Origin of the sequence: Palleronia salina (assembly GCF_900141995.1) — a bacterium.
GTDB classification, from domain to species: domain Bacteria; phylum Pseudomonadota; class Alphaproteobacteria; order Rhodobacterales; family Rhodobacteraceae; genus Palleronia; species Palleronia salina.
In genome coordinates, this window is record NZ_FQZA01000007.1 from 114058 (window position 1) to 135313 (window position 21256).

Here is a 21256-nt window from a genome sequence, read left to right on the forward strand (position 1 = left end):
GTATGTTCCGTCGCATGTCCGTGATCCGCACGATCCTGCTGGCCGCCTTGACCGCCCTGCTTTTGCCGTGGGGCGCCTACGCGAGCCCGATGGCCGGCGCGGCCCTTGGCGGGTCCGCCGCGTCCGCCGAGATGGGCGATCTGCGCGCTTCCGGGGTGGACGTCGCTTCGGCGAAACGCGACTGCAAGGGCAAATCGATCCTCGGCGCGGCCTGCGGCCCCGACCTGGCGATCGCGACGGACGCGGGCTTTACGCGGCCCGCGGAAGTCTCGGTGCCGAGGTTGCACATGGATGCGACATCGTCGCCACGCCGGGTGGCATGGGCCGTCTGGGATCCGCCGCGCGGTTGAGCTTTCGCTTGCCCAATCGCCGAGAACGCCCTAACGCCCAGATCGAAATTCACGAGGTTACACGATGATCTCCCGCCGTCTTCTCATGGCCAGTGCCGGTGCCGCCGCGCTTCAGGCCTGTGCCCGCACCCCAGCCCCCGAGGTGTCGCGCACCGCGACCCCCGCCGTGACACCCCCGGCACCGGTGCCCGCCGCCTATGGCGCCATCACCGACGAGCCGTTCCCGATCCCCGCCATCCAGCCCGGCGTGGTCGATCCGCGCCTGTTCCGCCAGGTGGTCGCCTCGCCGCGGCCCGACATGGAAGAAGGCTCGATCCTGGTGGATCCCGACGCGGCTTACCTGTGGCTCATGCAGGAAGACGGCAACGCCCTGCGCTATGGCGTCAGCGTGGGCGCCGCCGGCTTCGGCTGGTGGGGCGAGGCCAAGCTGCAATACAAGCGAAAGTGGCCGCGCTGGACCCCGCCCGACGAGATGGTCGAGCGTCGCCCCGAGTTCGAGCCCTATTCCATCGCCAATGGCGGCATGCCGGGCGGCCCCGACAACCCCCTGGGCGCGCGGGCGCACTACCTGTTCCAGAACGGCGAGGATACGCTCTACCGGATCCACGGGGCCTGCGAGCCCGCCTATCTGGGCAAGGCGGTGTCGTCGGGCTGCATTCGCATGCTCGATCACGACGCGATCGACCTCTACGAACGTGTGCGCGATGGCGTGCGGGTCGTGGTGCTGCCGTCCCTTATGCCCGACCCGCTGAAGACGATCTACTAGGCAGCGGGACGACCGTGCGGCGAGTGTCGCAACGTAAACCGCAGATTTCCAGTGGCAGGACCGGGGGTGGGCCTTTAGCTTCCTCAAGAACATCACGGGGAGCACGATGGAGAACCTGACATCGACCAAGGGGCAGACGGGACTGCCCCGCTACTTCGCCCAGGCCTTTGCCATGGCCTCGAAGCTGGAACACGGCCGACTGGACTTCGTGCTGCCGGACGGACGCCGGTTCCGGGCCGAGGGCCCGAAGCCCGGCCCGGTGGCCGAGATCGACATTCACCATCCCGACCTGTTCGGGCGGCTGATCCGCGAGGGCGATCTGGGGTTCTGCGAAGCCTACCTGGACGGCTGGTGGTCGACTCCGGACCTGCAGGCCTTCATGGACGTGGTCCACGCCGACAACGACGACGTCTACGACGGCTTTCCGGGGCAGGGTCTGGTGCGCGCCTACGAGCGGCTGCGCTTCTGGCTGCAATCCAATTCCAAGCGCCAGGCCCGGAAGAACATCAGCCACCACTACGACCTGGGCAACGATTTCTACAAGCTGTGGCTCGACGACACGATGACCTACAGCTCGGCCCTGTTCACCACGGGTCAGGAGAGCCTCGAGGCGGCGCAGACCGCGAAATACGCCTCGCTGGTGGACCAGATGGGCGCCAAGCCCGGCGATCACGTGCTGGAGATCGGCTGCGGCTGGGGCGGGTTCGCCGAATACGCGGCGGCCGAGCGGGGATTGAAGGTCACCGGCCTGACCATCAGCCGCGAACAGCGCGACTACGCCGTGGCGCGCATGGAACGGGCGGGCCTGTCGGACCGGGTCGAGATCAAGCTGCAGGATTACCGCGACGAGCGGGGCCAGTACGACGGCATCGCCTCCATCGAGATGTTCGAGGCGGTGGGCGAGAAATACTGGCCGGTCTATTTCGACACGCTGCGCGAGCGGCTGAAACCCGGGCGCGCGGCCACCTTGCAGATCATCACCGTGGCCGACCGCCGCTGGGAGGTCTACAAGCGCGGTCCGGACTTCATCCAGAAATACATCTTTCCCGGTGGCATGCTGCCGTGCCCGTCGGTGCTGCGCGACCAGGTGCGCGCGGCCGGCCTGACCGTCGCGCGGTCGGTCGAGTTCGGCGAAAGCTACAGCCAGACCCTGCGCCGGTGGTTCGATACCTTCAACGACCGCTGGGACGAGGCCGCGCGCCTGGGCTTCGACGACCGGTTCCGCCGGATGTGGAATTTCTATCTCACCTCTTGCGCGGCGACCTTCCACGTCGGTAACTGCGACGTGACGCAGATTACCGTGGAAAAGCCCGCCTGACATGTATCCCACCGCCGCCAAGCTTTTCGCCGCCTTGGGCTACGCGGCCCTGGTCTGGTACGCCAGCCTGCTCATCATTCCCAACCTGCCCGAAGGGCGGTCCGAGGGCCTGATGCCCGAGGTGAACGCGCTGCTGGCCATGATCCTGGGCTGGCGGATCATGGGCGCCCGCGCCGGGCAGGGCTTCGTCAACGCCATCGGGATCGGGCTGACCACTGCCGCCGCGATCCTGTTCTGGGCGATCATCATGTGGGCCGGCTACGAGGCGCTGATGCGGTCCATCAACCGGCGCTACAACGGTCCGATCGAGGCGATCGAGGCGTCCATCGCGCTCGCCATGGAATTCGCGCAATACACCTGGCCGGGGCCGTGCCTCGTGACCCTCGCGGTGGGCGGGATCATCGTGGGTGTCCTGTCCGAGGCATTCGCCTGGCGCTACGGGCGCTGATGCCCGACCTTTTCCTCTTCGGCACCTTGCTGGATGCGCCCCTGCGCGAGCTTGTCGCCGGCGGCGCGGTCGCGACGCGCCCGGCCGTCCTGGATGACCACGCGGTCCACCGGGCCGAGGGCGCCGATTTCCCCGCGCTGGTGGCGCAACCGGGCACCCGCGTCGAGGGCCTGTTGCTGACGCCCGACGCGACCCAGATGGCCCGGCTGCATTTCTACGAGGAAGGCTTCGGCTTCGCGCCCGAGCCGGTGACGGTGATGGCGGAGGGCCAGCGGGTCGAGGCGATCGTCTATCGCCCGCGCGACGGCGTGACCGCCTCGGACACCCCTTGGGATCTTGCCGCCTGGCAGGAAGGGTGGGGCGCGCTCACGCGCCGCGCCGCGCGCGAGAGCATGGGCTATTTCGGGCAGATCGACGGCGCGACCTTGCGCGAGCGGGTATCGACGATCTTCGTGCGCGCCGATGCAGCCCTGCGTGCGGAGGGCGAGCCGGTCCCCTGCACGCTGCGGGCCGGAACGCATCGTGACGCGGTGCAACTGGATGATCGCCGGGTGCCCTACGCCAAGTTCTTCGCCGTCGACGAAAGCGACCTGAAACATCCTCTCTACGATGGCGGGATGTCGCGGCAGGTCACCCGGGCGGCCTTCAATATGGCCGACGCGGTAACGGTGCTGCCCTACGACCCGGTGCGCGACCGCGTCATGCTGGTCGAGCAGTTCCGCTTTGGCCCCTACGCGCGGGGGGATCTTCGACCTTACGTCCTGGAGCCCATCGCGGGCCGCATCGACCCGGGCGAGACGCCCGAGCGCACGGCCCGTCGCGAGGCGGAGGAAGAGGCGCGCCTTGCGCTGGGGCCGCTGCACTTCGTGGCGCGGTTTTACCCCAGCCCCGGCGCGACGACCGAGTATCTCTATTCCTACGTGGCCGAGGCGGACCTGCCCGACGGTGTCCAGACCATCGCGGGATCCGATGCCGAGGACGAGGACATCCGCACACACGTCATCACGTTCGCGCGGTTGCTTGAGCTGATGAAAAGCGGCGAGGTCGATACCGCACCGCTTTTCGCCACGGTCCTGTGGCTCGAGCGCGCGCGGGCGGCCGGCCGTTTCGCCTGAGACCGGGGAACCGCAGGCGGGGGGTCGCTGCTTGAAAGGGGGCGGGCCGGGGCCTACAACCATCGGCACCGCATAGCACCGACCAAACCCGAGGGAGCCGCCCAAATGATCCACAGCGACCTGTCCGCCGCCGTCGGGAATACGCCCCTCATCCGTTTGCACGGCCCGTCCGAGGCCACGGGATGCGAGATCCTGGGCAAGGCCGAGTTCATGAACCCGGGCCAGTCGGTCAAGGACCGCGCCGCGCTGTTCATCATCCGCGACGCGGTCGAGAAGGGCCTGCTCGAGCCGGGCGGCACCATCGTCGAGGGCACCGCCGGCAACACCGGCATCGGGCTCAGCCTCGTGGGCGCGTCGCTGGGCTTCAAGTCCGTGATCGTGATCCCCGAGACCCAGTCCGAAGAGAAGAAGGACATGCTGCGGCTGGCCGGCGCCACGCTGGTCCAGGTGCCCGCCGTGCCCTACAAGAACGACAACAACTACGTGAAATACTCGGGCCGGCTGGCCGAGCAGTTGGCCAAGACCGAGCCGCACGGCGCCATCTGGGCCAACCAGTTCGACAACGTGGCCAACCGGCAGGCCCATGTGGAAACCACCGGCCCCGAGATCTGGGACCAGACCGGCGGCAAGGTCGACGGCTTCATCTGCGCCGTGGGCTCGGGCGGGACGCTCGCGGGTGTCGCGGAGGTGCTGCAGCCGAAGGGCGTCAAGATTGGTCTCGCCGATCCCGAGGGGGCGGGCCTGTTCAAGATCTATACCGGTGAAGAGAATCCCGGCGACTCGATCTCGGAAGGGATCGGGCAGGGGCGCATCACCGCCAATCTCGAGGGGCTCAAACCCGATTTCTGCTACCGCGTCCCCGACGCCGAGGCGCTGCCGGTGGTGTTCGACCTGCTCCAGCACGAAGGGCTTTGCATGGGCGGGTCCACCGGCGTGAACGTCGCGGGCGCCATGCGCCTCGCGCGTGAGCTGGGGCCGGGCCACACCATCGTGACGATCCTTTGCGACTATGGCACGCGCTATCAATCCAAGGTGTTCAACCCCGAGTTCTTGGACAGCAAGGGCCTGCCGGTGCCCGAGTGGCTGCGCAAGGGATCCGAGCGGATGATGCCCTCGGTCTTCGTCGACACGTGATGCCGCTTCTGCGCGCCTGGCTGTGCGCGTTCCTTCTGCTCGTCGCAGGGGCCGTCACGGCGCAGGATATCCCCCGGCCGAACTACGATGCGTGGTCCGCGCTCACGTCCGAGGTCGAAGAGACGCTGGACGGTTTCGCCACCGTGGCAACGCTCGAGGACCTGCGCGCCGAGATCGCGCAGCGCCGCGAGACGTTCCTGGCGGCCCAGGACATCAACGCGAACCGCATCGCCACCGTCGAAAGCCAGATCGAGGCGCTGGGCCCGCCCCCGGCCGAGGGAGAGGAACCCGAGGCCGAGGACGTGGCGGAACGCCGCGCCGAATTGAACCAGGAGCTGGCCGAGCTGCGCGCCCCGGTCATCGCCGCCGAAGAAGCCTTCACGCTCGCCAACGGTCTGATCGGCCAGATCGACCGCACCATCCGCGAACAATACGCCCAGCAATTGCTGGCGCGCGAGGCGACCCCCCTGAACCCGGCCTACTGGCTCGGGGCCGTGGACCTGCTGCTCGAGGGGTGGGATACCGTCGCAACGCCGGTGATCGAGGCGTGGCAGAATCCCGGTCAGCGGGCGCGGGCCTTCGACAGCCTGGCCGCCGCCGTGCCACTGGCGCTGGTCGCCCTTCTGCTGATCTTCCGCAGCCGCTGGTGGATCCGCCTGATCTCGGGCTGGGCGGTCAATCACTCGACCCGGGGCCGCGGTGTCGTCTTCTTCCTGCTATCGCTGGGCCAGATCCTGTTCCCGACCCTCGGCGTCTATTTCCTGGCGCGCGCCGCGGCGCTGACGGGCCTGTTCGATGGGGCGGCGATGACGGTGCTGGACGCACTGCCGCTGGTCGCCATGCCGATCTTCGTGTCCAAATGGCTGGCCGACGTCCTTCTGGGCAGCGAGGCCACGGCGCAGCCGTTCTGGCGCGGCGATGACGTGCCGCTCACGTCGCTTCGGTGGCACAGCGTTCTCATCGGCTACGCGGTGACGGCGATCTTCGCCGTGGCGCTGCTGGCAAACGTGACCGGGCGCAGTGACGTCCCGGTGGACGTCCTGAAATTCGCACCCCGTGTTCTGCTTGGCTGCCTGCTGTTCAGCATCGGCCGCATCCTGATCAGGATGGGGCGTGGCAACACGGACGAGAGCGGAACGCAGCGGGTGGGCAGTTCGCTTCTGCGGCTGATCGGACGGCTGTCCATCATCGCGGGCGTTCTGGGCGTTCTCCTGGCCGCCGTCGGCTATTCCAACGCGGCGCAGGCGGTGCTGGTCCCCGCGGCCATGACGCTTGGCGTTACGTCGGTCCTGGGTCTGCTGCAAAAGCTGGTCTCGGATCTTTACGCGCTGCTGACCGGAACGGCCGAGGGCGAAAGCGAGGCGCTCGCCCCGCTCCTGATCGGGTTCCTGTTGGTCCTGGCCGCGCTGCCGGTCTACGCGCTGATCTGGGGCGCACGCGTCGCCGACCTGACCGAGGTCTGGTCGCGGTTCCGCGCGGGCTTTGCCTTCGGCGACACGCGGATCTCGCCCACGGATTTCCTGGCCTTCCTGCTGATCTTCGTCATCGGCTACGCCCTGACGCGGCTGGTGCAGGGCACCCTGCGCAACACGGTGCTTCCGAAGACCCGGCTGGACGTGGGCGGCCGCAACGCCATCGTGTCGGGCGTCGGCTACATCGGCATCTTCCTGGCGGCGCTTCTGGCGATCACCGGCGTGGGGATCGACCTGACCTCGCTGGCTGTCGTGGCCGGTGCGCTGTCGGTCGGCATCGGTTTCGGCCTGCAGAACGTCGTGTCGAACTTCGTGTCGGGCATCATCCTGCTGATCGAACGCCCGATTTCCGAGGGCGACATGATCCAGGTGGGCGACCAGATGGGATACGTGCGCGATATCTCGGTGCGCTCGACCCGGATCGAGACCTTCGATCGCACCGACGTCATCGTGCCCAACGCCGATCTGGTGTCGAACTCGGTCATCAACTGGACCCGCGGCAACAACGTGGGCCGGGTGATCGTGCCGGTGGGCGTGGCCTACGGCTCGGATACCGAGCGGGTGGCCGAGATCCTGCAGGAGGTCGCCGAGGCGCATCCGATGGTGATGCTGAATCCGCCGCCGGCGATCCTGTTCCGCGCTTTCGGTGCCTCGAGCCTCGATTTCGAGATCCGTGCCATCCTGCGCGATGTGAATTTCATCGTGGTGGTGCAAAGCGACCTGCTCCACGCCATCGCCAAGCGCTTCACCGAGGAGGGGATCGAGATCCCGTTCCCGCAGCAGGACCTGTGGCTGCGCAATCCCGAGACCCTGCGCCCCGTCGCGTCCGGCGGGGCAGGGTCACCAAGCCCCGACGCGCCCCATTCGCAGCCCGACGCCTCGACCCCGGAGAGCCCCGCATGACCGACCTTCTGCATCTCGACGATCCGTTCCTGAAGACCGCCACGGGCCAGGTGGTCGAGACCGGCGAAGGCTGGGTGCGGGTCGATCCGTGCCTGTTCTACGCCACAGGCGGCGGCCAGCCCGGCGACACCGGCGAGATCACGTGGGACGGCGGGCAGGCCAAGGTCACGATCTGCGAGAAGGGTCCGGACGGCGCGCCGATCCTGCGGCTCGCCGATGGCGCCGCGCCCGATGTGGGACAGTCGGTCGAGCAGCGCATCGACTGGGATCGGCGCTGGGGGCACATGCGCGTTCACACCGCGCTGCACCTGCTGTCGGTGGTGGTGCCGCTGCCGGTGACCGGCGGGGCCATCTCGGTCGAGAAAGGGCGTCTGGATTTCGCCATGCCGGACCCGCCCGAGGACAAGGACGCGATCGAGCGGGCGCTGAACGACCTGGTGGCCCGTGACCTGGCCGTGGGCACGGACTGGATCACCGAGGACGAGCTCGACGCGAACCCGGGCCTGGTGAAGACGATGTCGGTGCAGCCCCCGCGCGGTGCCGGCCGGATCCGGCTGGTACGCATCGGCCAGGGCGAAGACCAGGTCGACTTGCAACCCTGCGGCGGCACCCACGTGTCCACCACTGGCCAGATCGGCCGGTTGCGGCTGGGCAAGGTCGAGAAGAAATCCGCGACCTCGCGCCGGATCACCCTGCACCTCGCCTGAGCCCGCGCGGCGTCCACCGGCCCTTGCGCAAGGGTGGGAAGATGCGCTAGGCGCTTGCCAACGGAGCGGTGGCCGAGTGGTCGAAGGCGCACGCCTGGAAAGTGTGTAGGCGGGAAACCGTCTCCAGGGTTCGAATCCCTGTCGCTCCGCCACTTGCCCTCACGAAAGCGTTCTCCCGATCCGGCTCCGGCCGGATTTTTTCGTTGTTTTCGAGGGTTATGCGGGAAGAGCTGAGCACTTGCACCGGTGCCAGGAGGCCCGGCAGCGGTCTCTCTAGGCCGATATTCTCCGGGTTTCATGACTGCGCCGATTTGGTGAATAGGTTGCAAGCCTTTGAAATAAAATGCCTTCTTGGAGCTCTTGGCTAAACACTTCGACGCCAGTGGCGATCGCAAGAAGATACTCAGATCGAACATTATACAGGCGCAACATACCCTGCCGGCCTCAACCAATCAGCTGGACTAGCTGACATCTTCGCCTTCTCTTTTTGGTGGCGAGACTTCGCGTTCGCCGAACTCGAGCGTCGTCTATCGCCGCCGCGGACCGAGCCTGCTGGTCGCCGACCGCGCCCGCATCAACAAGCGGGGCCAGGCGGTGGCATCGCGCGCGAAGACTGGCCGCAACCAGGGTTCGAGCGTCCGCAATCGATCCGGTGGATCGATTGCAGCGAAGAACGCACCGATCTTCCTGCTGGTCCCGCAGGTCAAGCTGCCGAAGCGGCTCGACCTAGACCGGGACGCCAAGCGGGCGCACGACAGCGTTCCGGGGCTGATTGTGGCGAACTGGGTGGAGGGGAGGGTCTAATGTCAGGAGGCTGAGGCCCAAGCCCTGAAGTCCTCAAGAAGCCGACGAACCCCCTTACCGTCAAACATCCAGTCTGCCCTCGACTCGTTTGTCCAGAGGGCCTGGAGGTCGGCGTCTTCGTCATTGAGCAGCAGTCCAAAATAAGCAGAGAGTTCTTCCACAGCTCTATTCCCGAACCCCTGCCGGAAGTCCTCGTATAACTCTCGACGAGCGTCTGATGCTTCCGACGACCAGCCGGGATACACAAGATCCAAATCCTGATGCAGCTGCAACGTGAAATCATAAAAGGCCTGAGGAGGTTTCACGTCAGTCGTTCCTTGGATAAGAGGTGATGATGATGAAGCCGTTCGGCATGTCGGGTGCGTATTCGATGACTGTACCTATTCCAAGTGTAGGCCTTACAATCACGGGTGCCGACGCTCTGGGTCCAATGCGATAGGTTTCGACGCCTGTTTCTGTTTGGAATATGCTTGTTATGAATGCCCTTCTTCTCTGACCCGTCGCCACGGCGTTTACAACAGCTGCGTTTCGCGAAAGGTTGGAGTTAGTAAGCCTCTGCGCGGCTCGAAGGGAGGGGAAAGAGCCGTGGCGCCGGCGGAACTGACTGACGAATGGACCGCGAACCTGATCAGTTCTAACCGCTCGCAGTAGGAATTCTTCGCTCTTCCCGACATGCAATGCGATGGTGTTCCCGCCCGCGGCCTCGTGCTCGGAGAGGTCTTGGAGCGGATAGCCCCCCTCAGTGGGGACATAATAAACAAGCGTGATGTTATCCGGTACATCGGGGCTGACTGGCTCTGCATAGCACCGACAGTTGTGCGCCTGGCCCGGATGGCCGCCCGCGGGAGGCTCGTCCCAACGAAACACCTGATCGTCGTACTCTGCGTGGCTGTCGCGCACTTTCGCGTCGTCCCGGGAGCGCCAGATGTAACGCTCGATCCCCAAATCCTGCTGCCGAAGCTGGTTGATCAGACCCGCGAAGGCCCGAAGCAGGCGTTCTTCCATGGCGGTTCGCAGGGGGCGAAGGCGCCGCGGATGGGTCTCGTATTCCTCGAAGATCGCCATCAAGCGCCCGTCCCACCGGCGCAGCGCCTCCTCCTTCGCATCAGAAACATCGCGCAGTTCCGCCACCATGTGCGCGCTTTCGGTGTCGTGGTCTCGGAGCAGGATGCCAACCAGATCGAGCGGACGAACGACGCCATCTCCCGGCTCGGGCTGATCTGGCGCGGGCTCTCGAACCAGTTCGCCGTTGCAGCTGCTCCCGCGCTGGAAGCCGTCGCCAACGCGATGGCGGCGGTCGCCAGCCGCACGGGTCCGCTCGGGATCGCGATCCGCGGGCTCTTCGAGAACATCGGCCGCCTGACCACCTATGCCGCCACCTTCGCGGCCTTGCTCGCGGGACGTTGGGTCGCCGGCATGGCCGCTGCGGCGCTTTCCTTGCGCGGTCTCGCCACGGCGCTGGTCGTCCTGCGCGGGGCGCACGTCGACGACGACCTTCGCGGACTGGGCGACTACGACTGGTTCATCGCCACCGAAGGCCAGGATACGCTGGATGGTGGCAACGGGCTCGACATGCTGTCCTTCGTCGAATGGGGCGGGAGCGGCACCGACGCGCTGCTGGATGTCTTCTCGACCGACGGTGCGCCACCTGCCGGCGCGGTGGCGAACGGGATTACATTGGACCTCGCGGCCCCCTCGGCCGGGACCGGGCTGGCGGCCGGCCTGACCCTGACGTCGATCGAGCGCGTGACCGGGTCGAGCTACCAGGACGTCTTTCACGGCGACGGCGGCGAGAACGATTTCCGGGGCCTCGGCGGTTACGACTGGTTCGTGTCCTCGACCGGCGGGCGCGAACGCTATTTCGGGGGCCGCGGAAGCGACACGGTGACCTATTTCAATGCCTCGTCCGGCATCGCCGCAAACCTGAGCAACGGTGCGATGGTGGATGGCGAGGAAACGGGCTTCGGCTCCGCGGGCGATGCGCGGCTCGACCTCTATTTCGGGATCGAGAACCTTGTCGGAACAGCCTTCGACGACAGCCTTTCCGGATCGAACGAACGCAACCAGCTGAACGGGCTGGAGGGCGATGATATCATCTTCGGCCATGGCGGCGTGGACTATCTGAAGGGAGGCGATGGCAATGACACGATCGACGGCGGCGACGGTTCGGATTTCGCGTTGTTCGATGGCGAAATGGCCGACTACACCCTGAGCCGACACGCGGCGAACGAGGTCACGGTGGACCACGCCGGTGGCACGGACCACCTGATCGACGTGGAGTACCTGCGTTTCGACGATCAACAGATCAGCCTGTGGTCGCTCCCCATCGGATAACTGTGTCCGCCAACAGGGCGGGTCCGATCTGCGCCGGGCAAGACCTGCGCACCCGCAGCCCATGCTTCGTTGCCAGGAGTGGACTGGCCCGGGAGAGCAGGTCGCGCGCAGGTCCACCGTCGGGGTCGATCAGCCCATACTCGACAATCGGGGCGTCTACTCGGTCTTTGGAGGCAGCCGGGATGGTCAGGCTAGCCGCAAGAGGATCCGCGATCCCAAATTCCCGAGTGTCGCACTGGAAAAATTAACGAAAGTATTGTTATCGGTCATAGTAATCCATCACCAATTCGCATATTTCTTTAAGTATGCCACCTGCAAACAAAATGATACCCAGGTGGTAGAATGGGTATCGGGCGGCTATCGGCCCGCTCTCAATTTTGGTAAAGTTAAAGAAACCTATGATCAAAAGGATAAGACTAATTATGGTTGCATATCTCTGTTTTTTTCTTTTTCATATTTACTTGTCGGGGTCTATTTCGAATTTTAATAATCGCATTGGTCTTTCTCGGCGTTCAAGGCTCTGTTACCACTAGGATAACGGATGCTTCAAATCAAGCGCCGCAGGAAAAAATCAGAATAAACCGACGAACCGGTCCTCCACAGAACGCATCTGTCTCGTTCTAGCGGTGAGAAACCTGATATCTACTTTCCCAGCTAGGTCTCGGGCCGCTCCATGATCATCGGATAGGCGCGGCCAGCTACTCGTAGCCCCGTTTTGCCTTCTGCATGTTGAGCGCGAACCGTGCGTCCTTGGCCTGAGCTTCGCTTGCGAACCGGTCCGTGCGGACCTGTCCGGGCTCGCCCAATGCGGCCCCGGTCGCGCACCAGGCCCCACTATCCGAAGAGGGCAGGCACGATTTCCATACGTCAGAAGCGGTGCGTCTTCGTCTCCGGATCTGACCTGGTCAGCCTCGGAGGGCACCAACGGAGAAATCAGGAGCGTTCCGTGAGCAACGGGTCCTTTTACGGGGCTCCGCCTCAGGCGCGTCATCCTTGCCTCGGGCAGGTCAGAACGCCGGCATTCCCTTCGGCCGTTGGAGTCTTTTCTGCGCCGCGATCCGGAACGGTGCATTGGGTGCGCCGTAGCCGGCATAGGCGCCGCGCCGCTCCACGATTTCGAAGAACAGCTGACCGGCGAAGGGACGTGAATAGAGCTGCAGGAATTCGCCGGTGTCGTCCGCGTCGTAGAGAATGTTCTCGGCCTGCATCCGGGCGAGCATTTCGGGCGTGATATCGAACCGGGCGGCAAGATCCTCGAAATAGTTCCGAGAGATCTCGAGCGCGGCGAACCCGCGCTCCCGAAGGGTCGCGGCCGTTGCGAAAATGTCGTCCGTCGCAAGTGCGATATGCTGGACCGAGCCCCCGAACCCCTCCGCCAGGAAGGATCCGGCCAGCGTGCGATGGGTTTCAGCTCCGTTCAGGGTGATGCGGAACGAGCCCCCAGGCGTCGAGATGGCCCGGCTGCGCACCAGCCCGTCCGGGTCGATCACGTCGACCATGGGCGCCTTCTGCATGTCGAACAGCGTGGTGTAGAACAGCGACCAGGACAGCATTTCGTCGTAGGTCATCGTCTGGGCGATATGGTCGACACGGGTCAGTCCGGCCCCGGACGCGGGCTCGTCCTCGGCTTCGAACTCGACCTCCCAGACATTCGCCAGGTCCCCGTCGTCGAGGAAGTGCATAACGCTGCCGCCAAGGCCCCGGATCGCCGGAATGGGCAATTCGCCCGGACCGCGCGGCTGGGTGAACGGCTTTGCGCCAAGCGCCGTTGCCCGGGTGACCGTGTCCTCGGCCGAGCCGACCCCAAGGCCGATATCGCAGACCGTGGTGCCGCGGGCGTTCCACGCACTGCCGGCATGGCCTTCGGTTTCGGCGTTCACGACAATGCGGATATCGCCCTGCTGCCAAAGCCGGACCGCCTTGAACTTGTGTCGTGCGGCACGGCGGAAACCGAGCGTGTCGAGCAACGTCTCGAGTTTGCCCAACTCTTCGCCTTGGGCCGCGAACTCGATGAACGCCGTGTCGCGGACGGTGACGCGGCGCGGAAGCTGTGGCAGTCGCGTGGCGATCTCGGGCTCGGCGGACCGCACGTCGTCCATCAGGGCGATGATCGCGCGGTAGCCGTCGAGAGCGATGGTCTTGGGCGAGCTGCCCCTGAACTGGTCGTTGAAGATCTCGAGGCTGACCGGCCCGTCATACCCGGTCGCCATGACGGCCTGCATGAAGGCGGAGACGGGCAGATCGCCTTCGCCCGGCATGTTGCGGAAGTGCCTGGACCAGTAAAGCAGGTCCATGTCGATGGCGGGCGCGTCGGCGAGTTGCACGAAGAAGACCTTGTCGCCCGGGATCCGGCGGATGGTGTCCGGGTCGATCCCGCGCGCCAGCGTGTGAAAACTGTCGAGCACGAGGCCGACATTGGGATGATCGGCGCGGCGGACGATCTCCCAGGCATCGCGGTGGTCGCTCACATGCCTGCCCCAGGCCAGCGCCTCGTAGCCGATGCGCAGGCCGCGCGCGGCCGCACGTTCGCCCAGCTCCGCGAAATCGTCCGCGGCACGGTCGATGCCCCCCAAGGCCGCCGGATGACAGGACGAACACATCAGGATCAGATCGCAGTCCAGTTGCTGCATCACGTCGAACTTGCGCTCTGCGCGGTCGAATGCCTTTGCCCGCATCGGGCCGGGCAACCCTTCGAAGTCGCGGAAGGGCTGGAACAGCATGACGTCGAGCCCGGCGTCGCGGATGCGCTGGCCGACGATTTTCGGGCTGCGAATGTCGGCGATGAAATCCTGCTCGAAGATCTCGATGCCGTCGAAGCCGGCGGCCGAGATGGCCTCGATCTTCTCTTCGAGCGTGCCCGAGATCGAAACCGTCGCGATGCCCGTCCGGAGCCCGCTCATGTGGCCCCCAGCGAACGAAACGTGGCGCGCATCCGGTCGGCATCGGCGGTCCGACCGGTAAACAGCTGAAACGCGCGGACGGCCTGGAACACCGCCATGCCTTCGCCGCCAAGTGTGCGGCAGCCGAGAGAGGACGCGGTGCGAAGAAGCTCGGTCTCGAGCGGGAAATAGATGATGTCCGCGACCCAGTGACGGGCGTGCAGAAGCGGCGGCGCGATCGGCATGCCCGGCAGTTTTGCCATGCCGACCGGTGTCGCGTTGACGATGCCCGACACGTGCGTCGCCGCGTCAGCCAAGTCCCCGGCAGGTTCGGCGACGGCGAGCCCCCGCGCCAGCGATGCTGCCGCGCCGTCCCGCGTGTCGTGGATCCGGATCCGGGCCGCCCCCGCGTCGGCCAGCGCATGCGCCAGCGCGCCGCCAGCGCCGCCCGCACCGATCAGGAGAACATCGTCGAGCGGGGCATCGGGCAGGCCGACGCGAAGGCTTTCCTTGAAGCCCCAGAAATCCGTGTTGTGCCCGAACCGTTGACCTTCGTGAAATACGACCGTGTTGACCGCACCGACACGCCGCGCGGCGTCCGAGAGGTGGTCGAGGTGGGCCATGACCTCCTGCTTGTAGGGAAAGGTCACGTTGAGACCCGCAAACCCTTCGGCCTCGGCGCGCGACAGGATCTCCGGGAGGTCGCGCGCAGGTCCGGTATCGGTGTCGATCAGCTCGTAGCGACAGGCGAGACCCAGCGCCGCCGCCTCGGCCTCGTGCATGGCGGGCGTGCGCGAGAGCTGGATACCGCGCCCGACAAGGCCCATCCGGAACGCGCGTCGAGGCGTCGCCGCCGGGTCAGCCGTGGGTTCGGGTTGCATTCTGCAGGGCCTCCCAACCAGGTTGCGCCTTCAAAATGTTCGGCGCGGTACAATTCGTCAAGCCAAAATGTACCACGCGGTTCATTCCTTTTCCCGGGCCGCCTCGTTATAGAAGGGCCCATGAGATCGACGACGGATGCAGAGCGGCGCGGTTGGACGCAGAACCCCGAGGCGGTGCAGCAGGATATCCTGACCGTCGCGCTCGCGGAGTTCGCCGAGAACGGGTTTTCGGGCGCGCGGGTCGACACGATCGCCTCGCGGACCCAGACCTCGAAGCGGATGATCTACTATTATTTTGGTGACAAGCTGGGGCTCTATACCCGCGCGCTGGAAGCGGCGTATCTCAGGGTGCGGCAGGGCGAGACACAACTCGAACTCGACCATCTCGCGCCGCAGGAGGCGCTGGCGCGCCTGGTGGCCTTTACCTTCGACCACCACCGCGCCAACCCCGACTTCATCCGCATGGTGATGATCGAGAACATCCACAAGGCCAGGCACCTGGCCGAAAGCCAGGTGATCCGGGATCTCAACGAGGCCGCGATCGACAAGCTGACCGAGATCTGCCGGCGCGGACAGGACGCCGGTGTGTTTCGCGAAGGGCTCGACCCGGCGGCTCTGCATTGGCAGATCAGCGCGGCGAGCTTTTTCAATGTCTCGAACCGGCCGACCTTCTCCGCGATCTTCGGCAATGCGCTCTTCGAGGATGACGGCCAGGAGGCGATCCGGCGGCAAACCGTCGATGCCATCCTCGCTATCGCCTGCAAACCGGGAGTGAGGGATCCTGAAAATGAGTGAAAAGCGTCCTGCGGTGAATTGGCGTTTGGGGATCTCCGATTTGTTTGGAACGAAGTTTCTGGGAGTCCGTATGTTTCCGTTGCGATACGCCTTCGTTCCATCACTTCTACTTGCCTCTTTCGCCTACGCCTCTGGCTCGCCAAATAGCGATCAATGCCTAGTGCACCCCCAATTTTCACCGCCATATAAAAGCGGTAAGCTGATCGTCAGTACTTACCATGTTACGAGAGAGCCCGGCACGACGCGAACCATAGACGTGACATGGCCGGAGGGGCCAAGGGTCAAGTTGTCGAGTGTCCCGCCGGGCCGCTCCGATGGCGCAATGCAAAACATCATGTTTGAATTTGGCGGCGAGCCCGAAAAGTATCCGGACTTTGATATAATTGTAAACGCTGCTGATCGGTATCCACTTTACTCCCAACTAGGGCGCCTTGCGCGTCTACCCGTCTCGGCTACGAAAAGGGTGAGAGAAGATGGTTCTACATACATTGATCGTGAGGGCTTAGTGGTCGATCCAGAAACGTTTGGGTTGTTTTGGAAACGATACTCGTACCCTGATACACCCAGCGCCGGTGGCCGACCTGCCACATGGCTTCGTGGCGAACCTACCGTCGATGGGGTGGATGCAATTCTTAAATGTGAGCAGGATGACGAATGGGGGCACACCCGGTGTGGCGTAACGAAGAAAGATGAGCCGGTATTCTATAAAATTCAAATATCCGGAGCCAACCCGGCGCCTGACGCGATCGCAAATATCGAGCTGCTTGCTGATCTATTTGTAAGCTGCCTGAAGAATGGATTTACCGATGTCTGAAGTTTTCATCGGCCCGGTGCAAAAGATCTTGAGCGGTTTGGCGGCATCTTTTTCAGGGGTGTCGACCCGCAATGAATCGCGCGGCGATAACCTAACGTAAGCTTCAGATCAAGCGTCGATCTTCGTTTCTTAGTCTGTAGAGTGTCACGGACAACCTAATCGCGTCGGCTTTCCCCATTGGTTTTCAGACGCCAAAGGAGGGTGAGCCCGATGACCGCTTTCAGCTTGAGCAGTAACGTCCTGACGATCGCATCGTCCGTGTATACCGGGGTCGGGATCGTCTATAATCTGAGCATGGCCCTTGCCAATGGCGAGGTGGACAGTCCGGAAGACTTCTTCAACCTGGTGTTCGGTGGCGGCACAGATGCCGCGAACGAGGAGATAAACCGGAAACTGGACGACATCCTGGATGCGGTGAACGCCCTGAGCGAGCAGCTCGACGATGTAGCACAGGACCTGAAGCAACAGATAGATGCGCAGACCGGTCTTCTGGTCAATGTGGACGTGTCGCAGCTTGTCGCGTCGATCAGTTCCAACCGGGCGCAACTTTCGAGCTACGATCCCAACGCCGGACCCGGAGAAGCCGGCTATGTCGCCCCCGAAGACCTCGTCGACTATGGCCGCGGCTTCACGGAACGGGCTGACGAATTGCTGCAGCAGCTGGCAGGGATCGCCAACACCGTCCTTACCGAGTCCGACGGCTATACACCCAACATCGACATCATCATTTCAACTGCCAACGCGTTGGCCTACGCGGTCGAGTACCGCATGCAGGTCGCAGGGCGTTTCGAGCGCGACGAACTTGCCGCCGACAGGCTGACGGTCGGCCTCGATGCCGCGGCCAGCTTCTTCGAACGTACGGCCGATCTGGTCCGGGACCTCTTCTTCGTCAATGTGGAGCTCGAGTATCAGCGCATTCCCCCTGAAGGTCAGGGCAGTGCGACGATGACCGGCGATTTCTACAATGTCGCGACTCTGAAACCGGGCTTCGATGGCATCACCGAAGAGGTCGATTTCACGTATTCCTACTTCGACAGCATTGTCACCACCAGCTTCAGCGGCGAAGGCGGCTTCCGGGCCACCAACCAGCGCGACCCTGCCGAAGCGCTCACGGATGCCATCGAGCGTGGCGTTATCAATCTGGACTACGAGGCTCGACAGATAACGGGGAACGGGGATGCGAATTACGCCTTCCTCAATCCGCAAGGCGGCGGCGGGTATTTCGCGACGATCGCCGACGTCATGCTCACGGTCGATGCGTCGGATCTGCCTCAATTCGTCGACGATACGATGGACCAGGAGATTGAATCGTTCAACCTGGGCAGCTCTGCCGAAAGGGCCGCCGCGAAAGACGCCCTGTCGGTCATAGCACGGTACGAGCTTCTCGAACGTCTTGGTGTCACGTACCAGGACGACGGGACCGAGGTGAACGCGTACCGTGATTTCGCCGCTTTCCTGCGGTCACTGACCAGCGGGATCGAGGATCGAACGCCGGGCGACGACGGCTCGTTGTCGGGCACCGAGGGGAAGGATCTTCTTTTCGGGGACTCCGGCGCGAACCTGATCCAGGGCGGCGGCGAAAACGACACGTTGCGTGGCCGAGAAGGCAACGACACCATCGAGGGCGGCGCCGGCAACGACAGCATAAAGGGCGATCTGGGCGACGATCTGCTCGACGGCGGTGCGGGCACGAACTTTCTGCTGGGGCACGAGGGCAACGATACCCTGCGCGCCAGCGGTGGAAGCCGCATGGAAGGCGGGGTCGGCGACGATCTTATCGAAGGCGGTGCCGGGCGGGACATCGCCCTGGGCGGTGACGGCCAGGACTCGCTGCACGGCGGGGACGGGAATGACGCCCTGTCCGGTGATGCGGGCAACGATCGTCTGAAAGGTGACGGCGGGAACGACATCCTTCTGGGCGGTGCCGGCAACGATAGTTTGGACGGCGGATTCGGTTACGACACGCTCGATGGGGGCGACGGCACCGATGAAGTCTCATACGCCTTTTACAACGGCGACACGACGCTCAGCCTGGAAACAGGCGTGGTCTACTTCAATGCCGACCCCAGTGTGACAGAGACCGTGCTCAACGTTGAATCGGTCATCGGCAGCGGCGGGCGGAACAATCTGACGGGCAATGCCGAGCACAACCACCTGGTCGGCGCGGACCGGCCCGACCGTCTTCTGGGGGCAGACGGCAACGACACGCTCGACGGGTTCGCGGGGCCCGACTTTCTTTTCGGGGGCGCGGACGACGATCTTCTGAACGGCCATTCGGGCGACGATACCGTTTCGGGTGGGTCGGGCACGGATACGTTGGCGGGGGGAACCGGGAACGACTCGGTTCTCGGCGGCGACGATGACGATGTGATCACCGGCGACGCGGGGCAGGACTTCTTGCAGGGTGGTGCGGGCGACGACACGATGTCGGGCGGCGATGGCACGGACACGGCCGAGTTCTCGGTGCTGAGCGCGGATGCAACGGTCGTACATGTTCCCGATGGATTGCAGATCACGTCCGCCGACGGCGTCGATGTCGTCCATAACGACGTCGAGATGTTCCAGTTCTCCGACCGCATGATGAGCTACGGGGACGTGGCCGCCATGTCGGACCCGGTCGAACGTGTGTACCGGTTCGCGTTGGATGGAGGTCAGGCGAATGCGGGCGCGGGAACGGGCTCCGCGGCGACCGGTACGGGCCTTGGCGTCTACGATCCCGGCACCGGGGAACTGGCCTACCGGCTGACGGTGTCCGGGCTGGACTTCGGAACGACGGTTTCGGGCTTTCCCACCCGACAGACGGCCGACACGGCCGATGATGTCCTGGTCGCGCATATCCACAACGCGCCGAGAGGCACCAATGGCGCCGTCGTCTTCAACTTCCTCGTGGAAGACGATCTGACGGCCACGCTGAACCCGGACGGCTCCTGGACCCTGAGCGGGGTTTGGGATGCCGACGAGAATATCGCGCCGTTTGCACCAACCTTCGGCACCGCCGCGCCGGGCACCGAGCTGGACCTTTACTTCAACATCCACACGACCGCGTTCACCGGCGGCGAGATCCGGGGACAGATCGTGTCCGCGGCGGATGACACCCCGAACAGCGTCACCGGGACGGCCGGCGATGACACCCTCCTGGGCCTTGGCGGCAACGACACGCTCGACGGGCAGGCGGGCGAAGACGAAATCGACGGGGGCGGGGATAACGACTCGCTGACCGGCGGCGACGGTAACGACACGCTCGACGGTCAATCGGGCGACGATGTCCTCGAGGGGGATGCCGGCAATGATTTCATGACCGGCAAGGATGGCGCGGACGATATCTCGGGAGGGGACGGCTTCGACTGGATCGTTCCGGGAACCGGCATCGATACCGTCGATGGCGGCGCCGGGCGCGACATGGTCTCCTATTCCGACCTGCCGGCGAATCCCGGACGCGGCGTCGCCCTCATGCTCGACCTGGACCTCGGCGCCGGCACGGCCGAGATCTTCGGCGGCGAGGTGGACCAGATCACCAATTTCGAGCGGGCCACCGGCACGATCTTCGCGGACGTCATGCGCGGGTCTGACGGCTACGACGAGCTGCGCGGCCTCGGCGACTACGACTGGTTCATCGCCACGGACGGCCAGGACACGATCGACGGCGGCAACGGCCAGGACATGATCACCTTCCTGGAATGGGGCGGCAGCGGCGCGCCGGTGGTGCTCGACATCTTCTCGGACGCGGGCGCGCCGCCCGCGCCGGCCGCGGTCGGGGGGATCCTTCTCGACCTTGCCAACCCCGCCAGCGCCACCGGCTATGCCGCCGGGCTGGACATGACCAGCATCGAGCGGGTCACCGGCTCGTCCTACCAGGACGTGTTCTACGGGGACGCGAACCAGAACGACTTCCGCGGGCTGGGGGGCTACGACTGGTTCGTGGGCTCCACCGGCGGGCGCGAGCGCTACTACGGCGGCGAGGGGATCGACACGGTCACCTATTTCCAGTCGTCCACCGGCGTCATCGCGTCGCTGCGCAACGGCGCGGGGGAGTTCAACGGCCAGGAGACGGGCTACGGTTCGGGCGGGGACGCGATCCGCGACCTCTATTTCGAGATCGAGAACCTGGTGGGCACGCAGCATCGCGACCGGCTCGAGGGGAACTCCGAGCGCAACCAGCTCGCCGGGCTGGGCGACGACGATTTCCTCTACGGCTACGGCGGGATCGACTACATCGAGGGCGGCGAGGGCAACGACTATATCGACGGCGGCGCGGCGTCGGACTACGCGCTCTACGACGGCACGCTGTCGGAGTACACGATCACCCGCACCTCGGCCACCGACGTGACCATCACCGGCCGCGGCTACACCGACACGCTGACCAACGTCGAGTACTTCCAGTTCGACGACGCCACGGCCAATATCTGGGAGCAGACGATCGTGTAAGGGCAGGGGAGCCCTTCTGGAATGCGCCGATCGCCGGGCTTGTGCACTCCGCCGGGCGCCGTCTTCGGGACGGACCGCCGTTCAGGCGGCGGGCCACGCAAGAGGCTGCCG

15 protein-coding genes, 1 tRNA gene and 2 pseudogenes are annotated in these 21256 nt (G+C 64.9%); 15 read left to right on the plus strand and 3 right to left on the minus strand.

Translation table 11 applies throughout. The features are described from left to right. Positions 1 to 14: 14 nt before the first annotated feature. The 10 genes and pseudogenes from BUB76_RS11480 to BUB76_RS18155 all read left to right on the plus strand — a co-directional run. Entirely contained in the window at positions 15 to 350 is a 336-nt protein-coding gene (locus BUB76_RS11480) for a hypothetical protein (RefSeq protein ID WP_175550303.1), read from the plus strand. Between the two features lie 64 nt (positions 351 to 414). Then, a complete protein-coding gene (locus BUB76_RS11485) occupies positions 415 to 1116 on the plus strand; it encodes a L,D-transpeptidase (protein WP_073128928.1) in 702 nt (233 codons plus the stop codon). Positions 1117 to 1222: 106 nt separating this feature from the next. After that, entirely contained in the window at positions 1223 to 2434 is a 1212-nt protein-coding gene (locus BUB76_RS11490) for an SAM-dependent methyltransferase (RefSeq protein WP_073128929.1), read from the plus strand. 1 nt (position 2435) lies between these two features. After that, entirely contained in the window at positions 2436 to 2882 is a 447-nt protein-coding gene (locus BUB76_RS11495) for a TrgA family protein (protein WP_073128930.1), read from the plus strand. Continuing rightward, positions 2882 to 3997: a gamma-glutamylcyclotransferase gene (locus tag BUB76_RS11500; protein WP_073128931.1), complete on the plus strand. Its 1116-nt coding sequence runs from the start codon at positions 2882 to 2884 to the stop codon at positions 3995 to 3997. Before BUB76_RS11495 ends, BUB76_RS11500 begins: the two co-directional genes overlap by 1 nt. Positions 3998 to 4102: 105 nt before the next feature. Then, a complete protein-coding gene (locus BUB76_RS11505) occupies positions 4103 to 5131 on the plus strand; it encodes a cysteine synthase A (RefSeq protein WP_073128932.1) in 1029 nt (342 codons plus the stop codon). Then, on the plus strand, positions 5131 to 7506 hold the full coding sequence (locus tag BUB76_RS11510) for a DUF3772 domain-containing protein (RefSeq protein ID WP_073128933.1): 2376 nt from the start codon (positions 5131 to 5133) through the stop codon (positions 7504 to 7506). Before BUB76_RS11505 ends, BUB76_RS11510 begins: the two co-directional genes overlap by 1 nt. Continuing rightward, the gene (locus tag BUB76_RS11515) at positions 7503 to 8213 is read left to right on the plus strand and encodes an alanyl-tRNA editing protein (RefSeq protein ID WP_073128934.1); all 711 of its coding nucleotides are present in this window, start codon (positions 7503 to 7505) and stop codon (positions 8211 to 8213) included. The genes BUB76_RS11510 and BUB76_RS11515 overlap by 4 nt, the downstream gene beginning before the upstream one ends. Before the next feature lie 62 nt (positions 8214 to 8275). Continuing rightward, positions 8276 to 8365: transfer RNA gene (locus BUB76_RS11520), tRNA-Ser, on the plus strand. A gap of 343 nt (positions 8366 to 8708) precedes the next feature. Further along, a pseudogene (locus tag BUB76_RS18155) lies at positions 8709 to 9017 on the plus strand (DUF6441 family protein); the annotation flags it as partial. A 306-nt stretch (positions 9018 to 9323) separates the two neighbouring features. On the opposite strand, the gene BUB76_RS18350 reads toward BUB76_RS18155, so the two are convergent. Next, positions 9324 to 10151: a phage minor head protein gene (locus BUB76_RS18350; RefSeq protein ID WP_073128937.1), complete on the minus strand. Its 828-nt coding sequence runs from the start codon at positions 10149 to 10151 to the stop codon at positions 9324 to 9326. Between BUB76_RS18350 and BUB76_RS18160 the strand changes: the two are divergent. Continuing rightward, positions 10152 to 10496, plus strand: a pseudogene (locus tag BUB76_RS18160) (phage tail tape measure protein); the annotation flags it as partial. A 459-nt stretch (positions 10497 to 10955) separates the two neighbouring features. After that, complete coding sequence (locus BUB76_RS18165; protein WP_236737908.1) at positions 10956 to 11351, plus strand: calcium-binding protein; 396 nt, start codon at positions 10956 to 10958, stop codon at positions 11349 to 11351. A gap of 1007 nt (positions 11352 to 12358) precedes the next feature. Here BUB76_RS18165 and BUB76_RS11545 read toward each other — a convergent pair. Together BUB76_RS11545 and BUB76_RS11550 are read right to left on the minus strand one after the other, a co-directional pair. After that, the gene (locus tag BUB76_RS11545) at positions 12359 to 14251 is read right to left on the minus strand and encodes a bifunctional sugar phosphate isomerase/epimerase/4-hydroxyphenylpyruvate dioxygenase family protein (protein ID WP_073128938.1); all 1893 of its coding nucleotides are present in this window, start codon (positions 14249 to 14251) and stop codon (positions 12359 to 12361) included. Continuing rightward, positions 14248 to 15111, minus strand: a complete 864-nt coding sequence (locus BUB76_RS11550) for a shikimate dehydrogenase (RefSeq protein WP_073128939.1) — start codon at positions 15109 to 15111, stop codon at positions 14248 to 14250. The genes BUB76_RS11545 and BUB76_RS11550 overlap by 4 nt, the downstream gene beginning before the upstream one ends. A 174-nt stretch (positions 15112 to 15285) precedes the next feature. Here BUB76_RS11550 and BUB76_RS11555 point away from each other — a divergent pair, with 174 nt between their 5' ends. The 3 genes from BUB76_RS11555 (at position 15286) to BUB76_RS18270 (ending at position 21145) form a co-directional block, all read left to right on the plus strand. Then, positions 15286 to 15906, plus strand: coding sequence for a TetR/AcrR family transcriptional regulator (locus BUB76_RS11555; RefSeq protein ID WP_236737907.1), 621 nt, complete (start codon positions 15286 to 15288; stop codon positions 15904 to 15906). 322 nt (positions 15907 to 16228) lie between these two features. After that, positions 16229 to 16720 carry a hypothetical protein gene (locus BUB76_RS17670; RefSeq protein WP_139250856.1) on the plus strand — a complete coding sequence of 164 codons (492 nt, stop codon included), beginning with the start codon at positions 16229 to 16231 and terminating at the stop codon, positions 16718 to 16720. A 225-nt stretch (positions 16721 to 16945) separates the two neighbouring features. After that, positions 16946 to 21145, plus strand: a complete 4200-nt coding sequence (locus BUB76_RS18270; protein ID WP_175550306.1) for a CHRD domain-containing protein — start codon at positions 16946 to 16948, stop codon at positions 21143 to 21145. The last annotated feature ends 111 nt before the right edge of the window (positions 21146 to 21256 follow it).

Bases quoted from the DNA above. Each gene is read 5' to 3' on its own strand.
- BUB76_RS11480 (WP_175550303.1), top strand. From the start codon at position 15: ATGTCCGTGATCCGCACGATCCTGCTGGCCGCCTTGACCGCCCTGCTT.
- BUB76_RS11485 (WP_073128928.1), top strand. From the start codon at position 415: ATGATCTCCCGCCGTCTTCTCATGGCCAGTGCCGGTGCCGCCGCGCTT.
- BUB76_RS11490 (WP_073128929.1), top strand. From the start codon at position 1,223: ATGGAGAACCTGACATCGACCAAGGGGCAGACGGGACTGCCCCGCTAC.
- BUB76_RS11495 (WP_073128930.1), top strand. From the start codon at position 2,436: ATGTATCCCACCGCCGCCAAGCTTTTCGCCGCCTTGGGCTACGCGGCC.
- BUB76_RS11500 (WP_073128931.1), top strand. From the start codon at position 2,882: ATGCCCGACCTTTTCCTCTTCGGCACCTTGCTGGATGCGCCCCTGCGC.
- BUB76_RS11505 (WP_073128932.1), top strand. From the start codon at position 4,103: ATGATCCACAGCGACCTGTCCGCCGCCGTCGGGAATACGCCCCTCATC.
- BUB76_RS11510 (WP_073128933.1), top strand. From the start codon at position 5,131: ATGCCGCTTCTGCGCGCCTGGCTGTGCGCGTTCCTTCTGCTCGTCGCA.
- BUB76_RS11515 (WP_073128934.1), top strand. From the start codon at position 7,503: ATGACCGACCTTCTGCATCTCGACGATCCGTTCCTGAAGACCGCCACG.
- BUB76_RS18350 (WP_073128937.1), bottom strand. From the start codon at position 10,151: ATGGTGGCGGAACTGCGCGATGTTTCTGATGCGAAGGAGGAGGCGCTG.
- BUB76_RS18165 (WP_236737908.1), top strand. From the start codon at position 10,956: ATGGTGGATGGCGAGGAAACGGGCTTCGGCTCCGCGGGCGATGCGCGG.
- BUB76_RS11545 (WP_073128938.1), bottom strand. From the start codon at position 14,251: ATGAGCGGGCTCCGGACGGGCATCGCGACGGTTTCGATCTCGGGCACG.
- BUB76_RS11550 (WP_073128939.1), bottom strand. From the start codon at position 15,111: ATGCAACCCGAACCCACGGCTGACCCGGCGGCGACGCCTCGACGCGCG.
- BUB76_RS17670 (WP_139250856.1), top strand. From the start codon at position 16,229: ATGCAAAACATCATGTTTGAATTTGGCGGCGAGCCCGAAAAGTATCCG.